Origin of the sequence: Stenotrophomonas sp. C3(2023) (assembly GCF_032911385.1) — a bacterium.
GTDB lineage: Bacteria > Pseudomonadota > Gammaproteobacteria > Xanthomonadales > Xanthomonadaceae > Stenotrophomonas.
On the sequence record NZ_JAWJLO010000001.1, the window covers coordinates 1,506,293 to 1,527,016 of the forward strand.

Here is a 20,724-nt window from a genome sequence, read left to right on the forward strand (position 1 = left end):
CTGCATGACCACCCCCGCCGACCGCATCGAGGCGCTGCGCCGCCAGCTCACGCAGGCCAGCCAAGCCTACAACGAGCGCGATGAGCTGCTGATCCCGGACGCTGACTACGACGTGCTGATGCGGGAGCTGGAAGCGCTGGAACAGGCTCACCCCGAGCTCGCCAGTGCGGCATCGCCGACCGTGACGGTCGGCGGCCGGCCGTCCTCGCGCTTTGCCGAGGTGGTCCATGCCGTGCCCATGCTGTCGCTGGGCAACGCATTCAGTGATGAAGAAGTGGCAGACTTCGTCCGTCGCATCGATGAGCGTCTGGGCCGGGCCACGCTGGCGTTCTCGGCCGAGCCCAAGCTCGACGGTCTGGCCATCAGCCTGCGTTACGAGCAGGGCCGTTTCGTGCTCGGTGCCACGCGCGGTGACGGCAGCACCGGCGAAGATGTGAGCGCCAACCTTCGTCAGATTGCCGATATTCCGGACCAGCTGGCCGGCAGCGGCTGGCCGGCGGTGCTGGAGGTACGTGGTGAGGTCTACATGGCGCGCGCCGATTTCGAGGCCTACAACGAGCGTGCCCGCCTGCAGGGCGGCAAGGTGCTGGCGAACCCGCGCAATGGCGCGGCCGGCTCGCTGCGCCAGCTCGATCCGAAAATCAGCGCGCAGCGCCGCTTGAGCTTCTTCGCCTACGGTACCGGGCAGGTGGAGGGCGGCACGCTGCCCGACACCCATTCGGCTACCCTGGCGCAGCTTCGCCAGTGGGGCTTCCCGGTAAGTGACCTGTGCCAGGTCGTGCAGGACGTGACCGGGTTGCTGGCTTACTACCGTGACATCGGCGAGCGCCGCGATGGCCTGGCCTTTGACATCGACGGGGTGGTCTACAAACTGGACGATCGCGCGGGGCAGCAGGCCATGGGCTTTGTGGCACGCGCCCCGCGCTGGGCCATCGCGCACAAGTTCCCCGCGCAGGAACAAAGCACCACGGTCGAGGCCATCGAGATCCAGATCGGTCGCACCGGTGCGGCCACCCCGGTGGCGCGGCTTGCACCGGTCGCGGTGGCCGGAGTGATCGTCTCCAACGCGACCCTGCACAACGCCGACCAGATCCAGCGCCTGGACGTGCGCGTGGGCGATGCGGTGATCGTGCGCCGGGCCGGTGATGTCATTCCCGAGGTGGTCAGCGTCATCGCCGAGCGGCGTCCGCAAGGCACCACGCCGTGGCAGATGCCTACCCAGTGCCCTGTGTGCGGTGCCGAGATCGTGCGCGAAGAGGGCGCTGCGGTATGGCGCTGCTCGGGGGAACTGAGCTGCCCGGCGCAGCGCAAGGAAGCCATTGCGCACTTCGCTTCGCGCCGCGCCATGGATATCGACGGACTGGGCGGAAAGTACATCGAGACCCTGGTCGAGGCCGGCATCGTGCGTGGCGTGGCGGACCTGTACACCCTCAGCCGCGACACGCTGCTGCAGCTCAAGCTGGTACTGGATGCAGCAGATCCGTCGGCGCTGGCCGGCAGCTATGGCCCGCACCTGCCGCCGGAAGGCAGCGGCATCGTGCTCAACCGCGTGCTGGCGCTGGACGCCAACGAGGCCGGCTGGCGCGCAGCGGCGCTGGCGCAGCCGGTGCGCTTTGCATGGAATACAAAGAAGATCGCCACGCGCTGGGCCGACAACCTGATCGCGGCGATCGACAGCAGCCGTGAGGCACGCCTGGAGCGGGTGCTGTTCGCGCTCGGCATCGAGCACGTCGGTGAAAGCACGGCCAAAGCGCTGGCGCAGTGGTTTGGCAGCCTGGCGTTGATCCGTCGCCTGCCGTGGCCGCTGTTCAAGCGAGTACCGGACATCGGGGGCGAAGTGGCGCGCTCGCTGGGGCACTTCTTCGAGCAACCGGGCAACCAGCAGGCCATCGACGCGTTGATGGCCCAGATCCGGATCGGCGACGAGCATGCGCCCAGCGCGAAGCTGCGGCAGGGCCTGGACCGGGCGCAGCTGCTGGTGGACGCCGAGATTCCCGGCATCACCCGCCTGCGTGCGGAAAAGCTGGCCGCAGCGCTGCCCAGCGCGCAGGATCTGCTCGACGCCGAACATGGCCAGTTCGTCAATGCGGGTCTGCCCGACGACACCGCGCGCGGGCTGGCGCACTGGTTGGAGCAGGATCACCATGGCGCGCTGCTGCTGGCCAGCGAAGACGCGATGCGAACCCTGCTGGCGCAGGCGCCGGCACAGGCCGAGCAGGTCGGCGGCGTGCTCGAAGGGCAGACCGTGGTGCTCACCGGCACACTGACCGCCCTGACCCGCGATGTGGCCAAGGAGAAGCTGGAGGCGCTGGGCGCCAAAGTGGCTGGCAGCGTATCGAAGAAGACCTCGTTCGTGGTGGCCGGTGCCGAGGCCGGCTCCAAGCTCGACAAGGCGCAGGCGCTGGGCGTGGAAGTGTGGGATGAAGCACGCCTGCTGCAGTTTCTTGCCGACAACGACTGAATGAACCGTCGGGCGGCGCGCCCGGCGTTGGAACGACCTTGAGGACTGCCGATGCAGAATATACCGCTGGATTTCCGCGTTGCCACCGTGGCTGACCAATTGTTGCTGCTCACGCTGATGCGCGACTTCTACAGCGAAGATCAGATCGAGTTCGACCCGGCTCGGGTGCAGCGCGGCGTTGATGCGCTGCTGGCCGACCCACGCAATGGCGAGGCCCTGCTGTGGCTGGACCCGGATGGCCAGGTGATCGGCTATGCCGTGATCGCGATGGGCTTCAGTCTGGAGCAGGGCGGCCATTTCGTGCTGCTCGACGAGCTGTACCTGACCCCGGAAGGGCGCGGGCGGGGGCGCGGCAAACAGGCTCTGGCCCTGATCGAGCAGCGCGCGCGCGGCCGCGGCGTGAGTCGGCTGCGGCTGGAGGTGAACCATCACAACGCGCTGGCACGCCGTCTTTATCTGGCCACCGGCTACGTCGATGACACCCGCAGCCTGCTGACCCTGCCACTGGACCACGCGCAGGGCAGGCCGGCGTCGTGACTGCGGAACTGCACGACGCGCTGCGCCAGCGGGCCCAGCTCAATGCACTGATCCGCGCGTTTTTCAGCGAACGGGCCGTGCTTGAAGTGGAGACCCCGATCCTGTCGGCGGCCGGCAACACCGAGCCGAACATCGACAGCTTCCAGACCCGCTTCAGCGGCCACCGCGATGGCGGCGAGCCGTTGCGCTGGCTGCGGACCTCGCCGGAACACGCGCTCAAGCGTCTGCTGGCCGCCGGTGTCGGTGATTGCTACGAACTGGGCCGGGTGTTCCGCAATGGCGAGGCGGGCGGCCGCCACAACCCCGAGTTCACGATGCTGGAGTGGTACCGGGTCGGCTGGGACCACCACCGGCTGATCGAGGAAACCGCAGCGCTGGTCCAGCAGGCACTGGCGCTGGTGGGCCGGACAGCCACGCTGGACATCATCGACTACCGCAGTCTTTACCAGCGCCATCTCGGAATCGATCCATTCGCTGCCTCGTTGCCGGCGCTGCAGCAGGCGCTGGGCGAGGGCGTGGTTGACGGGGAGGGCCTGGGCCGTGATGACTGGCTGGATCTGCTGATGACCCATCACATCCAGCCGCAGTTTGATACGGCGGTGATGACCGTGGTGCACGACTGGCCGGCAAGTCAGGCGGCGCTGGCACGCGTGCGCCCGGGCGAGCCGCCGCTGGCCGAGCGCTTCGAGCTGTATCTGGGCGCGGTGGAGCTGGCCAACGGCTACCACGAGCTCAACGATGCGGCCGAGCAGCGCGCGCGTTTCGCGCATGACCTTCAACGGCGGCGCGCGCGCGGGCAGGTTTTGCCGCCGATCGACGAAGCGCTGCTGCAGGCGTTGCCGCAGCTGCCGGCATGTGCCGGCGTGGCCGTGGGCGTGGACCGACTGCTGATGGCGATGAACCATACCGGCCGCATCGCCGACGTGCTGGCGTTCGAATTCGCCTGTTCCTGAACGACGCACCCCGCGCTTGCGCTCGTACTGACGATGATGCTCTTATCACGTCCGGTGCCACATGCTGGTGCCGAGCGTCCAGGTAGCGGGTGGGGTTGTCCTTGAACAAGGTGGTGGCAGGCTGGGTGCCGGGTGCGGGGGCCCTGTTGCTTTGGGCAGCGCTGGCCGTGCCCGCGGCTGCGCAGGACGACGATGCCTACGCCGCGGACGTGGTGCGCTGTCAGTCCAGGGGGCTGGAGTGGAATCACTGTGAGGTTGATGTCACCCGTGGCGTGGAGCTGGTACGGCAGCTGTCTGAAGCCTCGTGCGTGCGCGGCAGCCAGTGGGGCACCGATCGCACCGGCATCTGGGTCAGCCTGGGCTGCCGTGCCGAATTCCGTGTACGCAGCGCGCCGCCCGAGTCTGCAAAAGCCCGTCTGGTGCGGCGCGTGGTGCGCTGCGAATCCAATGGCCGCCCGCAGAGCTGCCCGGTGCGGCTGGACGGCGCCGAGGTGCGCCTGCTTCGGCAGACCGGCGTGATGCCATGCCGCCAGGAGCAGACCTGGGGTTACCGGCGCAATGAGATCTGGACCACGCGCGGCTGCCAGGGCGAGTTCGAGGTGGCCGCTGCCGACGGCAGTGGCTTCGTCGACGTGCCGCGCCGCCTGTCATGCGATTCGAAGGATCGCCGCCGGCGCTTCTGCGGCGCAACCATCACCCAGGGCGCTACGCTGCTGAAGCAGCGTTCGGGGAGCGCGTGCGTGGAAGGCAGCGGCTGGGGCTGGGACCGCTTCGGGGTCTGGGTGGACAACGGTTGCCGCGCGGATTTCTCGGTGAACTGAGCCGGCCTTACAATGGGGCCATGAACGCTACCGATACCCTCGATTACGCCCGTTACGACCACATCCGCCCGATCCTGTGGACCGGCACTGATCTGCAGCTGCTGGACCAGCGCAAGCTGCCGTTCGTTGTCGAGCATGTCAGCTGCAGCAGCAGCGACGATGTGGCAGCGGCCATCCATGCACTGACCGTGCGTGGTGCGCCCGCCATCGGCATTGCCGCCGCCTGGGGCGTGGTGCTGGCCGGCCGTCAGGTGCAGGCAGACGACGGTGCGCAGGCGTTGGCACAGCTCGAACCGGCGCTGCAGCGCCTGAACGCTTCGCGGCCGACCGCGGTCAATCTGGCCTGGGCGTTGGCCCGCATGCGTGGAGTGCTGGCCGACGCCGGTGCAGACTGGCAGCAGCGTCTTGAGGCGCAGGCGCAGGCCATCGCCGAGGAAGACCTGGCGGCCAACCGCCACATGGGCGCGCTGGGTGCTGGGCTGATCGAAGCCGGCAGCGGCGTGCTGACCCATTGCAACACCGGGTCACTGGCCACCGCAGGGTTTGGCACCGCGCTGGGCGTGATCCGCGCTGGCATGGCCCAGCAGCGCATTGCCAGGGTGTTTGCCGGTGAGACCCGGCCGTGGCTGCAGGGCGCGCGGTTGACGGTGTGGGAGCTGCAGCAGGACGGCATCGATGCCACCTTGATCGCCGACTCCGCGGCAGCGCACCTGATGAAGACCGGCGCGGTGCAATGGGTGATCGTCGGCGCCGACCGGATCTGCGCCAACGGGGACACCGCCAACAAGATAGGCACCTATCAGCTGGCCATCGCCGCCCGTCATCATGGCGTTCGCTTCATGGTGGTGGCGCCGTCCTCCACGGTGGACATGGACACCGCCGACGGCCAGCAGATCGAGATCGAGCAGCGCGACCCGGGTGAACTGCATGGCGTGGGCGGGACGCGCACGGTGGCCGAGGGCATCGCGGCCTGGAACCCGGTGTTCGACGTCACCCCCGGCGAGCTGATCGATGCGATCGTGACCGAGCGCGGGGTGATCCTCAGCCCGACCGTGGACAGCATGCGCGCCGCCTTCGGCGCCTGATCCGGGGCCATCGGCACGTGCCGATGCCGGGCGTCGCCCGGTATCGGCCACAAAACAGCCTGACGGCAGCCTAAGTGCCTGATTTGCGCCAGTAAAAAGCCTGCCGGCATGAGCGGAAAACGCCCCCGTGTGGTAAACTCCAGCGGTTAATCGAGATTCCGTCGCGGCCTCCCTGAACCGGCTGGCGCGACGGACTGGACCGCTACCAGACAACGGAACCCGAATGGCAGAAACCGCCAAGGAAATCATCCAGGTCAACCTGGAAGACGAGATGCGCAAGAGCTACCTCGATTACGCCATGAGCGTGATCGTGGGCCGCGCCCTGCCAGACGCGCGCGACGGCCTCAAGCCGGTGCATCGCCGCGTGCTGTACGCGATGAACGAACTGAACGCGCACAGCAACAAGCCTTACTTCAAGTCGGCGCGTATCGTCGGTGACGTCATCGGTAAGTACCATCCGCATGGCGATCAGTCGGTGTACGACACGCTGGTGCGCATGGCGCAGCCGTTCTCGCTGCGCTACATGCTGGTGGACGGGCAGGGCAACTTCGGTTCGATCGACGGCGACTCGGCCGCGGCGATGCGTTACACCGAGGCGCGCATGTCGCGCCTGACGCATGAGCTGATGGCCGACATCGACAAGGAAACCGTCGATTTCCAGCCCAACTACGATGAGAAGGAGCTGGAGCCGACGGTCATGCCGACGCGGTTCCCGAACCTTCTGGTCAATGGCTCGGCCGGTATCGCGGTGGGCATGGCCACCAACATTCCGCCGCACAATCTGAGTGAGTCGATCAACGCGTGCATCGCACTGATCGACAATCCGCAGATCGACGTGGACGGGCTGATGGAGTACATCCCCGGTCCGGACTTCCCGACCGCCGGCATCATCAACGGCACCGCCGGCATCATCGCCGGCTACCGCACCGGCCGTGGCCGCGTGCGTATCCGGGCCAAGGCGGATGTGGAAGTGGCCGACAATGGCCGCGAGTCGATCATCGTCACCGAGATTCCTTACCAGGTGAACAAGGCGCGGCTGATCGAGAAGATCGCCGAGCTGGTCAAGGAAAAGAAGATCGAAGGCATCAGCGAGCTGCGCGATGAGTCCGACAAGGACGGCATGCGCATCTACATCGAAATCAAGCGCGGCGAGTCGGCCGAGGTTGTGCTCAACAACCTTTACCAGCAGACGCAGATGGAGTCGGTGTTCGGCATCAACATGGTGGCGCTGGTCGATGGCCGTCCGCAGTTGATGAACCTCAAGCAGATGCTTGAGGCGTTCGTGCGCCACCGCCGCGAAGTGGTCACCCGCCGCACCGTGTTCGAGCTGCGCAAGGCGCGCGCCCGCGCCCATGTGCTGGAAGGTCTGACCGTCGCGCTGGCCAACATCGACGAGATGATCGAGCTGATCAAGACCTCGTCCAACCCCAACGAAGCCCGCGAGCGCATGCTCGGCCGGCTGTGGGAACCGGGTCTGGTCGGCTCGATGCTGGGCGCGGCCGGTGCCGAAGCATCGCGCCCGGAAGACCTGCCCAAGGGGGTTGGCCTGATCGAGGGCGGCTACCAGCTGACCGAGATCCAGGCCACGCAGATCCTGGAAATGCGCCTGCACCGCCTGACCGGGCTGGAACAGGACCGCCTGACCGACGAATACAAGCAGCTGCTGGAAGTCATTGCCGGGCTGATCCACATCCTGGAAGATCCCGACCGCCTGCTGCAGGTGATCCGCGAGGAACTGATCAGCGTCAAGGCCGAGTTCGGCGACGAGCGTCGTACCGAAATCCGCCACAGCGAAGAAGATCTGGACATTCTCGATCTGATCGCCCCGGAAGACGTGGTGGTCACCGTATCGCACGCTGGCTACGTCAAGCGCCAGCCGGTGAGCGTGTATCGCGCGCAGCGCCGTGGTGGCCGTGGCCGCAGCGCGGCAGCGACCAAGGAAGAGGATTTCATCGAGCAGTTGTGGCTGGTCAACACGCACGACACGCTGCTGACCTTCACCAGTTCGGGCAAGGTGTTCTGGCTGCCGGTCTACCAGTTGCCCGAGGCCGGTTCCAATGCCCGTGGCCGACCGATCATCAACTGGATTCCGCTTGAACCCGGCGAGCGCGTACAGGCGGTGTTGCCGGTACGCGAATATGCCGAGGGCCAGTTCGTGTTCTTCGCCACCCGCAACGGCACGGTGAAGAAAACCCCGCTCAGCGAGTTTGCATTCCGCCTCGCGCGCGGCAAGATCGCCATCAATCTTGATGAGGGTGACGCGCTGGTCGGCGTCGGCCTGACCGACGGCGAGCGTGACATCCTGTTGTTTGCCTCCAACGGCAAGACCGTGCGCTTTGGCGAAGACAAGGTGCGCTCGATGGGCCGTACCGCCACCGGCGTGCGCGGCATCAGGATGCCGCCGGGCGAGGAGGTGGTGAGCCTGATCGTGGCAGAGAGCGCCGGCGGCAGCGAGGACGAGAACGAGGACGACAACGGTATCGAGGACGCCGTCGCCGCAGGTGATGGAGTGATCGACGGCGCCGACGATGCCAGCGTGCAGTACATCCTCACCGCTACCGAGAACGGCTATGGCAAGCGTACGCCGCTGCCGGACTACCCGCGCAAGGGGCGTGGCACCCAGGGTGTGATCGGCATCCAGACCAGCGAGCGCAATGGCAAGCTGGTGTCGGCCGTGCTCATGGGATCCAGCGACGAAGTGCTGCTGATCTCCGACGGTGGCACCCTGGTGCGCACCCGCGGTTCGGAAATCAGCCGTGTGGGTCGCAACACCCAGGGCGTCACCCTGATCCGCCTGTCCAAGGACGAAAAGCTGCAGGCGGTGGAGCGGATGGATGCTTCGATCGTTGCCGACGACGACGAAACGGCGGCTGTCGCCGGGCCGGTGACCGATGCAGCCGTCGAGCCGGCAGGTGAGACGCCGCAGGATTAAGCAGGTTCCTGCCCGTTACGTTCCAGGACAACGCCGGCCCCGTGCCGGCGTTGTCCGTTGCCAGGCCCGTAGTGCCGGGCTCTGCCCGGCAGGACGCATCGCAGGCCCTTCAGCCGGGCAGAGCCCGGCTCTACGTCGGCTTCCCACACCGTAATCATCGGTGCCCTGCTATCGAAATGCATCGCTGCATGCCACGCTCGCCCCATGGCAAGCCCTGCACTCCAGCGCGGACGCTTTTCGTCCATCGGTTGCTGCTACGTGGTAACCACCGTTACGCACAAACGCCACCGCCATCTGGCAGATCCTCGCGCAGCGACGGAACTGCAGCACTGGATCGCACACGCCGATACCCAAGACCTGACCCGGACACACGCGTGGGTAATCATGCCTGACCACCTGCACTGGATGTTCACCCTCAGAACCGGTGCCTTGGAGCAGGCCGTGCGTACCGTGAAATCACGCACCGCCAAAGCGATCAATCAGCGATGCGGCTTACACGGCGCGTTCTGGCAGGCAGGCTATTACGACCAGTTGCAGCGTGACGAACGACAGTGGCGCCAACAGGCGCTCTACATTGTGAACAACCCTGTTCGCGCGGGCCTGGTCAGCGCGTTGAACGATTACCCCTACCTCTGGTGCCGTTGGACCCCGTAGTGCCGGGCTCTGCCCGGCAGGAGACATCGCGGCGCCTTCAGCCCGTAGTGCCGGGCTCTGCCCGGCAGGAGACATCGCGGCGCCTTCAGCCTGTAGTGCCGGGCTCTGCCCGGCAGGAGACATCGCGGCGCCTTCAGCCGGGCAGAGCCCGGCGCTACTCGTTCCGTTGCGGGATGATCCGGGGCTGGGCGTCGTACCAGTCGCGGGCGCCAGCAAGGTGCCAATGGCGCTGGTTGCCGTCCAGCTCGATACCGGCACCCAGCACACCCCAGCGCAGATACAGGTCGCCCCGTCGACCAGCCTTGCCCAGGTCCAGCCTGCCGCGCAGCGAAAGACGGTCGTTCTCTGCCTGCAGGTCATCGATCTGCAGCTGTCCCTGCTGCTGCCATCGCAGCTGGCCGGTGGCGGCCACCTCGCCGGAGTCGATCAGGCCCAGCACCCAGCGCGGGGCCTTGCTGCGCTCGCCGAACACATCGAGCACCGGGCCCGCGTCCCGCAGGCGGATGTCGGCCTGCGCACTGGCGTGCAGCGGGGCGGCGGCCGAGAGCTGACCGCTGCGGATATCGACCTCACCCCACCAGCCCGCATCGTCTCCATCACCCACCTGCACGTCCTGCAGCCGCAACGTCGTGCCTGCCAGATCAAACTGCTTCTGCTCGAAGTCGGCCCGCGCCAGCCGTGCCTGCAGCCGCGCGTCCGCCCTGACGGGCAGCCCGGCGACCTCCAGGCGGGCGCCTTGTCCGCGCAGGTCGGCGCGGCCGTTGGCCACCGCCCCCGAGGTGTCCAGTGCCATATCACCGCTCAGCAGGCCGGTGCCTCCCAGCAGCTGTACCTGCGCATTGCCCAGATAACGGTTGTAACGGGCCAGGTCCGGCACGCGCGCATCGCGGAAACGCAAGCTGACCTCACCGCCTTCCTTGAGCTGCTGCAGGCGCGCATCACCACGGAAGCGCAGGGCTAGATCCTTGCCGTCAAACAGGATCTGACGCGGCGCATCGTGCGGCGCGGCCTGGAAGCGGGCGATGTCCACATCCAGCTGCACCTGCGGCGTGCGCCCTTCGATGATCCGTCCAGACGCCTGCGCATCGCCCTGCATGCGCACCTGCGCCACTTCGGCGACGGCGGCAACGCGGGGAATCCGCGCGCTGCTGCCGGGCATCAGCTGGCCGCGTTCCAGGCGTACATCAGCCTGCACCTGGCCACCCCCTTGCAGCGCAAACCAGGGCTTGCGAACGATCAGATCGCTGATCCAGTTCAGTGAATCGAAGTGCCAGGCCGCCTGCACCTGACCTGAGGTACGCGGCAGCAGTTCGGACAGCGCCGTGAACGGAATCTCCCGGCCAGCCACGCGCAGGTCCGCTTGCACCCGGTTGGCATCGGCGTTTCGACCGGGCAGGCGTGCCTGCAGCCGGATGTCCTCGGCGACATTCATCTGCACCGCCAACAGGCCCTGCGCCGGCGCATCGTCGCCGGCCTGCAAGGGCAGGCGCCAGGTCAGCGCGCTGCCCGGCCGCAGCGCGCCATGGTCCATCGCCAGATCTGCCTGCAGGCGGGCCGTGGAGGGCACGGTGGCCACCGAGGCCTGGTCGCCACTGGTATCGATGCGCAGCGCCTGGCTGCGGCCGTCGATCTTCAACGTCGCTGTGAGCAGTTCCAGCTTGGCGATACCCGGTGCCTGGTCGCGGAAATGTCGCGGGTAACGGGCACTGGCCTGCAGGTCCGCCTCATCCAGCAGCGTGGTGCCATCCCAGCTGATGCGCGCATGCTGGAAGTGCGCCTGGGACGGCAGCAGTTCGGAAGGGCCGCCGCGGATCTGTTTGACGAAGCCGACCGTCGCGCTGGCCGGTCCGGTCACCAGCAGCTTGCCGAACTCGCCGCTGCGGACGCTGTCGCTGTGGATCTCGTCCATCCGTACCGTCCACCCTTCGGTGCTCTGCGGTGGCGGCTCGATACGCTGGTCCACCCGCTTGATCACGGCGCGCGCGCCATAGGCATCGGTGCGGGGAATGCGCAGCTCCCGGCGCAGCAGTGCCGGCAGTGACAGCCGTGCGCTCGCGCGCTCTGCGCTGTAGATCATCAGCGTGTTGCCGGCATGCACACGCACATGCACGTTCCACACCACCGCGTGACCAGGCACCAGGGTGATAGCAGGGCCCGTGCGCAGCTGGAATTTCTCCGGCTTGCGGTTGGTCGCCATGTCGAACAATGGCGTATTGAGGAAGATGTTGCCCGCCAGCAGATACAGCAGGTAGAGCGCCAGCAGCGCCACCACGGTCCAGCGCAGCGGCCGCGGCCAGGTGCGTACACGGGCCCGCAGTCGGGCGGGCGGGAAGCCACGCAGGGAAAACCGGGGCATGGGCGAGGAGGTCGACGACGAAGATATACACACTATCGTCAGCGTGACGGCGCGGGGGCGTGAAGGCTGGCCATATCCTGTGCAGCCGCCCAGGCATGACGTCCCGCCCGTGTGCAACCCGCGCTGAGCAGCTAAGCTGGACCGTCCAATACATGACCGTGGAGCTTTCCATGTCTCACCGTACCGTGCCGGCTCGCGCCCTCGCACTCGGCATCTCGCTGGCGCTGGCCGGCACCGTCGCCGCTGCGCCCCCGGCAAGCAACCCGCTGCTCACGCGCACACCGGAGGCATTGGAGCCGGCCCAGGTGAAGCAGCTGCAGGGGCTGGCAGCCGATTATGGTCAGCTCGGTTTTTACCAGCAGGCCAATGCGGCCCTGCCGCAGGTCGGTCCGGGTGAGCAGCGCGTGGTGTTCTTCGGCGACTCGATTACCCAGGGCTGGGGCGAGCATGACAGCAGCGCATTCTTCCCCGGCAAGGGCTACCTCAACCGCGGCATTTCCGGGCAGACAACCGCGCAGATGCTGGTGCGCTTCCGCCAGGATGTGATCGACCTGAAACCCGCTGCGGTGGTCATTCTGGCCGGCACCAACGACATCGCCGGCAATACCGGCGCGGTGACCCCGGCGCAGATCGCGGCCAATCTGCAGTCGATGGCCGACCTGGCCCGTGCCCACGGCATCGCGGTCGTGCTGTGCTCGGTGTTGCCGGTCAGCGACTATCCCTGGCAGCCGGGCATTGCGCCCGCCCAGACCGTGGTCGATCTCAACGCGATGCTGCAGCAGTATGCCGACGCCGAGGGCCTCACCTACGTCGACTACCACGCCGCGATGCGCAACGCGCAGGGCGGTCTGGATGCCGCGTTGGCCGCTGACGGCGTGCACCCTACCGCCAGCGGCTATGCGCTGATGGCACCGCTGGCCGAAGCGGGACTGAGGCAGGCACTGCGCCCCCGCTGATGTGCCGCCGCGCGGCGGGCAGGGCGAGCGCCGGCTGTGTTACCGTCGGCGCGTCGCAGTACAGCTGCAGCGCCTGGCAGCGCATCGCGCTGGCAGGTCGGACAACAGGTGTTGAACCGGTGTCTCTACAGAGGATGTAGCCCATGGGTCTGCTCGCAAAGCAAACCGCGTTGACCGCGCTGGCGATTGCCGCACTGATGTCACCGCAGGCCGACGCCTGCACCCGCCTGGTCTATTCGGGCCACGACGGCGATGTCATCACCGCGCGCTCGATGGACTGGAAAAGCGACATCGCCACCAACCTGTGGATCTTCCCCCGGGGCATGGCCCGCAATGGCGAGGTCGGCACGAACTCCCTGCGCTGGACTTCCAAATACGGCAGCGTGATTGCCAGCGGTTACGATATTTCCTCTACCGACGGCATGAACGAGCGCGGGCTGGCCGCCAATCTGCTGTGGCTGGTCGAGTCGCAGTACCCGGCAGCGGACAGGCGCAAGCCCGGCCTGGCCATTTCGTTGTGGGCGCAGTACGTGCTGGACAACTTCGCCACCGTCGACGAAGCAGTGACGGCGCTGCGCGCCGAGCCCTATGCGCTGGTGACCGACAAACTGCCCGGCGAATCCCGGCTCGCCACGTTGCATCTGTCTCTGTCCGATGCCAGCGGTGACAGCGCCATCATCGAGTACATCGACGGCCGGCAGGTCATCCACCATGACCGCCGTTACCAGGTGATGACCAACTCGCCCACCTTCGATCAGCAGCTGGCACTGAATACCTATTGGCAGCAGATCGGTGGGACCACGATGCTGCCGGGCACCAACCGCTCGGCCGATCGCTTCGCGCGTGCCAGCTTCTACGTCAATGCCATCCCGAAAAGCGAAGACCCGGTGGTGGCGCTGGCCAGTGTGTTCAGCGTCATCCGCAACGTGTCGGTGCCGTTTGGCATCACCACCGAGGGCGAACCGAACATCTCCTCCACGCGCTGGCGCACGGTGGCTGACCACAAGCGCAGGCTGTACTTCTTCGAGTCGGCGCTGACGCCCAATACGTTCTGGGTTGATCTCAACCAGGTCGATTTTGCCGCCGACACCGGCAAGGTGCTGAAGCTGGATCTGGGCCGTGACCAGCGCAACACCTATTCGGGCAACGCGCTGGCCAGTTTCGTTGCAAGCCAGCCGTTCGCGTTTCTGGGCACCACGCGCTGATGCAGCCGCCCGCTGGGGCGGTTATGCTGGTGTTCGATTGCAAGGGAGCTGGACAGATGGACAGAAAACACGCCGACGCGATGGCCGACGCCGTGCTGGCGGAGCCGACCGCGCAGCAGCGCGCACGCCAGCAGCGGCTGCAGCAGCAACGCGCGGCCGCGGCCGAGCAGTTGGCGCGCAAGCGCGTGGTGGCCTGGCTCAGTCTGGCTGGCATGGTCACCGGCGCCGGTCTGGCCTGGGCCGCCGCCGAGCCGGTGGTGACCGGCCTGCTCTGGGGCGGGTTGGGCAGTGCCAGTCTGGGGTGGTTGATCGTCGGTCTGTCCGCGCCGCGCGGCAGGTGACGACCGTCGCTCTTCACGTTCGATCCGGCAGGTGACGACCGTTGGTCGTCACGCGGGGCGTTGCCGCGGGGCAGAGCCCCGCTCTACAGATGCACGCGCAGCCCGGCGTAGAGGCCAAACCCTTCGCCCGGCGTTGAGCGCGCCACATCGCGCCCCGCATCGTCATAGCCGGGGGTCACGGTGGCAGCGTAGCGACGATCGCCGAGGTTGCGCAGTTCCAGCCAGCCCTGCCAGCGGCCGCCGGGAGCGTCAAAGCCGAACCGGCCACCAAAGATCAGATGCCCCTCGGCGCGGTAGCTGTTGGCGTAGTCGACAAACATCGACGAGCCGTACCCGCTGTTGAGCGCGGCATACAGCCCCGAACCGTGGTCGTAGCGCACCTCGCCCTGATAGTAGTGACGCGGAAGCCCGGGCAGTACGCTGCTGCCAAATCGCGCATCGTGACGGTAGCGGAAATCACTAAAGGTGTAAGCCTGACGTAGCGAGACGCGGCTGCGGCCACCTTGCCACAGCGTGCTGTCCAGTGCCGCCTCGATCCCACGGTGCACCGTGGGGCTGGCGTTGTTCTCGGCGATGAACAGGTTCGGCGCTGGCACCAGCTCCACGCTCAGCAGTTCATGGCGCACGTGTGCGTAATAGCCGGTCAGTTCCCAGCGTCCCCATGCAGCATCGCCGCGCGCGCCCAGTTCAAGCGTGCCTGCGGTCTGGTTGTCCAGTTCGACAGGTGCACGCTGGCGTCCGCCCGAAGCGCCAGTGCCGGCGGCGAAGTACTGGTTCGAGCCCCAGATCATCGACCACGGATGTGCAGCTTCGACCGAACGGCTGAGGTTGCCGAACCACTGCAGGTCCGGCCGCTGCTGCCAGGTGAAGCCGACCCGCGGCGCGTAGTCCCAGTCCAGTCGACGCAGGCGCGGCTGGCCGCCTGGCCAAGTGACCTGCACATCGCGTCGGGTCTGGATCAGGGCCAGACCGGTCTGGAGCTGCAGCGCATCGCTCAACGAAAGCGTGTTGCCCACGTGCAGCACACTGTCGCTGCCGTGATGGGAAAAGCGGCGGGTGAGCGTGCCGGCTGCGTAACCGTTGCTGGCAAAGCGCAGCGTCTCGCGCGCATCGGCCTGCAGGTCGTGGGTGATGCGCAGCCCTGCGGTGCTCACCGCCGGCAGGCCGAACAACCGGTGCCGGCGGCTGTAGTCCAGTGTGGCGTTGAGGTTGGCGTAGTCCAGCTGCTGGCGGTACAGGCTTTCCTGCAGGTCCATCGGATAGCGGTGATAGGCCACCCCGGCCTGCAGCGAGGCGTCCGCATCGATCTGCCAGGTGGTCAGGCTGCCGAGCCACAGGCTGCCGGGCTGCGGTCGCCGGGCATCGATGGCAAGGTTGGCCGGGTTGGCCTGGCGCGGGCTGCTGCGGATCTGTGCGCGGGTCAGCCGCCCCGGCGTCTGGTGGTTGGTCTCACGGTAGCGCAGCAACAGCCGCGTCTGCAGCGCAGGGGAGAGCTGCCACCCCAGATTGGCCATCGCGCCTTTGCCGTCGCCGGCGCCGTGCTGCTGGTACCCGTCAAACAGGTTCTGCGTATAGGCAAGATAATAGTCGAGTGCGCCGTCGGTGCCGCCGTAGCCGACACCTGCCTTCTGATAGCCGTAGCTGCCAGCCTCGTAGTGCAGCTCCAGCCCGGGCGACTGTTGGCCTGTGCGGCTGACGTAGTTGATGGCCCCGCCCAGCGCCAGCGCGCCGCGCTCCATTCCGTTGGCTCCGCGCAGCACCTCGACCCGGCTCAGCCACAGCGGCTCAAGCAGCTCGTAAGGTGTGCCGCCCGGGCCGGTCAGTGGCAGTCCGTCGAGCGAAACCGCAATGCCTGACGCATGCGCGCCGGGACCACGGTTGATGCCCGAGCCGCGGATGGACACCTTGGCGCCTTCGTTGCCCGGCGACTGTGCATTGATGCCGGCCTGGTAGGCGAGCACGTCGGCACTGCCGCCGACACGGCCACGTGCCACCTGCTGCAGATCGATCACATTGCCCGCACCGGGGACACGGGCCAGCGCTTTGCGTGCCTGATCGGTGGAGTCGGGGGCGACCACGTGGACCGCGTCGAGGGTGGTAGCCGGATCGCTCTGGGCCGCTTGGGCGGCGATGGAAATCAAGACGCTGGAGAGGGCGAGCGTGAGACGGGCAGGGCGGGACATCGGCTGTAACATCGCTGTAAACCAAAAAGTAGGCGCGAAAGTTAACAGGGAGGGCGCGCGCCTGCAATCCGGTCCTGCCGGGATATGCCCGGCAGCTTCACGTGCAGCGGGGCAGAGCCCCGCTCTACGTCGGGGCAAATTCAAACGCAGCGGGGCAGAGCCCCGCCCTACGCCGATGCGTTACAGAATGCCTGGCAGGTCCAGGCCTTTCTCTTTCGCGCACTCGCGGGCGATGGCGTAGCCCGCGTCGGCATGGCGCATCACTCCGGTGGCCGGGTCGTTCCACAGTACCCGGGCAATGCGCTTGGCCGCCGCTTCGCTGCCGTCGCAGACAATGACCATGCCCGCGTGCTGCGAGAAGCCCATGCCGACGCCGCCGCCATGATGCAGCGAGACCCAGGTCGCGCCGCTGGCCGTGTTGAGCAGCGCGTTGAGCAGCGGCCAGTCGGACACCGCGTCGGAGCCGTCGGCCATCGCCTCGGTCTCGCGGTTGGGCGAGGCCACGCTGCCACTGTCCAGATGGTCACGCCCGATGACCACCGGCGCTTTCAGTTCGCCGTTGGCCACCATCTCGTTGAAGGCCAGCCCCAAGCGGTCGCGGTCGCCCAGCCCCACCCAGCAGATGCGTGCGGGCAGACCCTGGAACTTGATCTTCTCGGCGGCCATGTCCAGCCAGCGATGCAGATGCGGGTTGTCCGGGATGAGCTCCTTGACCTTGGCATCGGTCCTGGCGATGTCCTCCGGGTCACCGCTGAGCGCGGCCCAGCGGAACGGGCCGATGCCGCGGCAGAACAGTGGACGGATGTAGGCAGGGACGAATCCGGGGAAGTCAAAGGCATTGGCCACGCCTTCCTCCAGTGCCATCTGGCGCAGGTTGTTGCCGTAGTCCACGGTCGGCACGCCCAGCGCGTGGAAGCCGAGCATCGCGCGGATGTGGTTGGCCATCGAGGCACGCGCGGCTTTTTCCACTTCCTTGGGCGCGCGCACGCGCTTGTCGTCCCATTGCGCCACGCTCCAGCCCTGCGGCAGGTACCCGTTGACCGGATCGTGCGCGGAGGTCTGGTCGGTCAGCAGGTCCGGCTTGACCCCGCGCGCCAGCAGTTCGGTCAGCACATCGGCCACGTTGCCCAGCAGGCCCACCGACAGGGGCTTGCGGGTGTGGCAGCTTTCCTCGATCAGGCGCAGCGCCTCGTCCAGGTTGTCGGTCCAGGTATCCAGGTAGCCGGTGCGCAGACGCATGTCGATGCTGCTCTGGCGGCATTCCACGGCCAGGCAGGACGCGCCGGCCATCACTGCAGCCAGCGGCTGAGCGCCGCCCATGCCGCCCAGCCCGCCGGTGAACAGCCACTTGCCGGCCAGGCTGCCACCGAAGTGCTGGCGGCCCATTTCCACGAAGGTCTCATAGGTGCCCTGCACGATGCCTTGGGCGCCGATGTAGATCCAGCTGCCGGCGGTCATCTGGCCGTACATGGCCAGCCCCTTGCGATCCAGTTCGTTGAAATGATCCCAGTTGGCCCAGCGCGGCACCAGGTTGGAGTTGGCGATCAGCACGCGCGGCGCATCGGCATGGGTGCGGAACACACCGACCGGCTTGCCCGACTGCACCAGCAGGGTCTGGTCGTCATCGAGCCGCTTGAGTGTGTCCACGATGCGGTCGAAGCTCTCCCAGTCACGCGCCGCGCGCCCGATGCCGCCATACACCACCAGTTCCTCGGGACGTTCGGCGACATCGGGGTGCAGATTGTTCATCAGCATCCGCAGCGGCGCTTCGGTCAGCCAGCTGCGGGCGGTAAGCGCGCTGCCGGTGGGCGCGGCGATGGTGCGGGAAGGGTCGTTGCGGTTCATGCGGCACTCCGGGTCCGTGCGAATTCGAGGCAGGCGTCCAGCACCTGGGCCAGGGTATGGCGCAGCGGTGTGGCGTGGTCAGGGTCCAGCGGCGAAGGCCAGCTGTGCTCGTCAAGCTGGTCGGCGGCAGGCTCGTGCATGTAGCCACGGCAGGCCAGCTCCATCTGCAGGCTGTGCACGCCGTCGGCGGTGTTGCTGTAGTGGCGCGTGATCCAGCCGCCCTTGAAGCGCCCATTGCGCACGTGGCTCATGCCGCTGAGCGCGCACAGGTTTTCCACGACGTCGGCCAGCGCGTTGTCGCAGGACGTGTCCGGCGTGCCGTCGGGGCCGGCCGTGCCGAGATTGAACTGCGGCAGCTGGCCGTCGAACAGGTGCGGAATCTGCGAGCGGATCGAATGGGCGTCGTAGACCACCACGCAGCCATGGTGCTGGCGCAGGCGCGCGATCTGCGCAGCCAGTGCATCGTGGTAGGGCTGGAAGTAGTGCAGCCGCCTGCGCTGGATTTCGTCAGCGTCCGGCTCGCGTCCAGCACGGTACAGCGGCTGGTTGTCGAACGTGGTCAACGGGCACAGCCCGGTGGTGTTCTGGCCCGGGTAGAGTGACACGCCACTCGGGTCGCGGTTGAGGTCGATGACCGAGCGCGAGATCGCCGAGCGCACGGTGGTGGCGCCCATCTGCTGGGCAAACGCATACAGCTCGTGCACCCACCAGTCGGCGTCACGGCGGGCCAGCCATGGGCTCAGAAAGTCTTTGGCCAACTCGGCCGGCAGCGCACTGCCCGTGTGCGGGAAGCTCAGCACCAGCGGTGCATCGCCTTCGTGGACTTCCAGCCAGTCGGGAGGCAGGCTCATGCACGCGCCTCGACGTTGGGCAGCAGCTGCCCAAGGCCTTCGGCGAGTGCGCCGCTGCGGACCAGGTCGGTGGCCGCCTGCATGTCCGGGTGGAAGTAACGGTCTTCCTGCAGCGTGGGCACCTGCGCGCGAAGGCGACCGCGCACGCGCTCGAGCATGCCGCTGGACTGCAGCGGGGCATGGAAATCACAGCCCTGGGCGGCCGCGAGCAGTTCGATGCCGACCACATTGGCGGCATTCTCGGCCATCTGCAGCAGGCGTCGGGCGCCGTGCGCGGCCATCGAGACATGGTCTTCCTGATTGGCCGAGGTCGGAATGGAATCGACACTGGCCGGGTAGGCGCGCTGCTTGTTTTCCGATACCAGGGCGGCGGCAGTCACCTGCGGAATCATGAAGCCCGAGTTGAGGCCCGGCTGCGGGGTCAGGAACGCGGGCAGGCCGGACAGGGCCGGGTCCACCAGCATGGCGGTGCGGCGTTCACTGATCGAGCCGATCTCGCATACCGCCATGGCCAGCATGTCGGCGGCGAATGCCACCGGTTCGGCATGGAAATTGCCGCCGGACAGCGCTTCGCCCGTGTCGGTGAACACCAGCGGGTTGTCCGACACTCCGTTGGCCTCGATCTCCAGCGTGGTCGCGGCCTGGCGCATGATGTCCAGCGCCGCGCCCATCACCTGTGGCTGGCAGCGCAGGCAGTACGGATCCTGCACGCGTACGTCGTTGTCGCGGTGCGATTCGCGGATCGACGAGTCCTGCATCAGGGCACGCAGCGCTGCCGCCGTGGCGATCTGCCCGGGCTGGCCGCGGATGGCGTGGATGCGCGGATCAAACGGGGTGTCCGAGCCCTTGGCCGCTTCGACCGACAGCGCGCCGGTGACCAATGCGGCCTGGAAGACGCGCTCGATCTCGAACAGCCCGGCCAGCGCGTAGGCGGTGGAGTACTGCGTACCGTTGAGCAGGGCCAGACCTTCCTTCGCGCCCAGCTCCACCGGCTGCAGGCCGGCGCGCGCCAACGCGTCGGCAGCCGGCAGCCGCTCACCGGCGTGGAACGCTTCGCCCACCCCGATCATCACCCCGGCCAGATGCGAGAGCGGGGCCAGGTCGCCGGATGCGCCGACCGAGCCTTGTGCCGGCACCAGCGGGATCACCTCGTTGACCAGCATCGCTTCAAGCAGCGCCAACGTCGGTTCAGCGATGCCCGAGGCCCCCTGGGCCAGGCTGACCAGCTTCAGCGCCATCATCAGGCGCACCACCGGAAGCGGCATCGGTTCGCCAACCCCGGCAGCGTGGGAGAGCACGATGTTCCGCTGCAGCGTGGCCAGTTCATGGGCGGCCACGCGCACACTGGCCAGCTTGCCAAAGCCGGTGTTGATGCCATACACCGGTTCACCCTTGGCCACGATCGCCGCCACCGTGGTCGCGCTGGCGCGCACGGCGGGCAGCGCAGCGGGGTCGAGCCGCGCCGTGGCGCCGCGGTAAAGCTGCCGCCACTGCGCCAGCGTCACGCGACCGGGCTGAAGAACCAGGGAAGTGCTCATGTGTTG

Annotated in this window: 15 protein-coding genes; 10 read left to right on the forward strand and 5 right to left on the reverse strand. The window is 67.4% G+C overall.

Annotated features, from left to right (window positions below):
- The first annotated feature begins 4 nt into the window (after positions 1-4).
- The 7 genes from ligA (at position 5) to RZA67_RS06590 (ending at position 9,443) form a co-directional block, all read left to right on the forward strand.
- Positions 5-2,461, forward strand: coding sequence for an NAD-dependent DNA ligase LigA (ligA, locus tag RZA67_RS06560; protein ID WP_317211892.1), 2,457 nt, complete (start codon positions 5-7; stop codon positions 2,459-2,461).
- A gap of 51 nt (positions 2,462-2,512) precedes the next feature.
- Positions 2,513-2,998: a GNAT family N-acetyltransferase gene (locus tag RZA67_RS06565; RefSeq protein WP_317211893.1), complete on the forward strand. Its 486-nt coding sequence runs from the start codon at positions 2,513-2,515 to the stop codon at positions 2,996-2,998.
- Entirely contained in the window at positions 2,995-3,951 is a 957-nt protein-coding gene (gene epmA / locus RZA67_RS06570) for an EF-P lysine aminoacylase EpmA (RefSeq protein WP_317211894.1), read from the forward strand. Before RZA67_RS06565 ends, epmA begins: the two co-directional genes overlap by 4 nt.
- A gap of 167 nt (positions 3,952-4,118) precedes the next feature.
- On the forward strand, positions 4,119-4,772 hold the full coding sequence (locus tag RZA67_RS06575; RefSeq protein ID WP_317213927.1) for a DUF3011 domain-containing protein: 654 nt from the start codon (positions 4,119-4,121) through the stop codon (positions 4,770-4,772).
- Positions 4,773-4,792: 20 nt separating this feature from the next.
- Positions 4,793-5,857: an S-methyl-5-thioribose-1-phosphate isomerase gene (mtnA, locus tag RZA67_RS06580; protein ID WP_317211895.1), complete on the forward strand. Its 1,065-nt coding sequence runs from the start codon at positions 4,793-4,795 to the stop codon at positions 5,855-5,857.
- 223 nt (positions 5,858-6,080) lie between these two features.
- Positions 6,081-8,789, forward strand: coding sequence for a DNA gyrase subunit A (gene gyrA / locus RZA67_RS06585; RefSeq protein ID WP_317211896.1), 2,709 nt, complete (start codon positions 6,081-6,083; stop codon positions 8,787-8,789).
- A 204-nt stretch (positions 8,790-8,993) separates the two neighbouring features.
- Positions 8,994-9,443, forward strand: coding sequence for a transposase (locus RZA67_RS06590; protein WP_317211897.1), 450 nt, complete (start codon positions 8,994-8,996; stop codon positions 9,441-9,443).
- A 154-nt stretch (positions 9,444-9,597) separates the two neighbouring features.
- Here RZA67_RS06590 and RZA67_RS06595 read toward each other — a convergent pair whose 3' ends face one another.
- Complete coding sequence (locus RZA67_RS06595; protein ID WP_317211898.1) at positions 9,598-11,799, reverse strand: hypothetical protein; 2,202 nt, start codon at positions 11,797-11,799, stop codon at positions 9,598-9,600.
- Between the two features lie 170 nt (positions 11,800-11,969).
- On the opposite strand from RZA67_RS06595, the gene RZA67_RS06600 reads away from it, so the two are divergent.
- The 3 genes from RZA67_RS06600 (at position 11,970) to RZA67_RS06610 (ending at position 14,301) form a co-directional block, all read left to right on the forward strand.
- Positions 11,970-12,755 (forward strand): SGNH/GDSL hydrolase family protein, encoded by a 786-nt coding sequence (locus tag RZA67_RS06600; protein ID WP_317211899.1) that lies wholly within the window; start codon positions 11,970-11,972, stop codon positions 12,753-12,755.
- A 143-nt stretch (positions 12,756-12,898) separates the two neighbouring features.
- Entirely contained in the window at positions 12,899-13,960 is a 1,062-nt protein-coding gene (locus tag RZA67_RS06605; RefSeq protein ID WP_317211900.1) for a linear amide C-N hydrolase, read from the forward strand.
- 56 nt (positions 13,961-14,016) lie between these two features.
- Positions 14,017-14,301, forward strand: coding sequence for a hypothetical protein (locus RZA67_RS06610; protein WP_317211901.1), 285 nt, complete (start codon positions 14,017-14,019; stop codon positions 14,299-14,301).
- Positions 14,302-14,384: 83 nt separating this feature from the next.
- Here RZA67_RS06610 and RZA67_RS06615 read toward each other — a convergent pair whose 3' ends face one another.
- The 4 genes from RZA67_RS06615 to hutH all read right to left on the reverse strand — a co-directional run bounded on the left by RZA67_RS06615 (position 14,385) and on the right by hutH (position 20,718).
- Entirely contained in the window at positions 14,385-16,484 is a 2,100-nt protein-coding gene (locus tag RZA67_RS06615) for a TonB-dependent receptor (RefSeq protein WP_317211902.1), read from the reverse strand.
- Positions 16,485-16,664: 180 nt separating this feature from the next.
- Positions 16,665-18,329, reverse strand: coding sequence for a urocanate hydratase (gene hutU / locus RZA67_RS06620; RefSeq protein ID WP_317211903.1), 1,665 nt, complete (start codon positions 18,327-18,329; stop codon positions 16,665-16,667).
- Positions 18,326-19,180 carry an N-formylglutamate deformylase gene (gene hutG / locus RZA67_RS06625; protein WP_317211904.1) on the reverse strand — a complete coding sequence of 285 codons (855 nt, stop codon included), beginning with the start codon at positions 19,178-19,180 and terminating at the stop codon, positions 18,326-18,328. The genes hutU and hutG overlap by 4 nt, the downstream gene beginning before the upstream one ends.
- Positions 19,177-20,718, reverse strand: a complete 1,542-nt coding sequence (gene hutH / locus RZA67_RS06630; RefSeq protein ID WP_317211905.1) for a histidine ammonia-lyase — start codon at positions 20,716-20,718, stop codon at positions 19,177-19,179. Before hutH ends, hutG begins: the two co-directional genes overlap by 4 nt.
- Positions 20,719-20,724 lie beyond the last annotated feature (6 nt).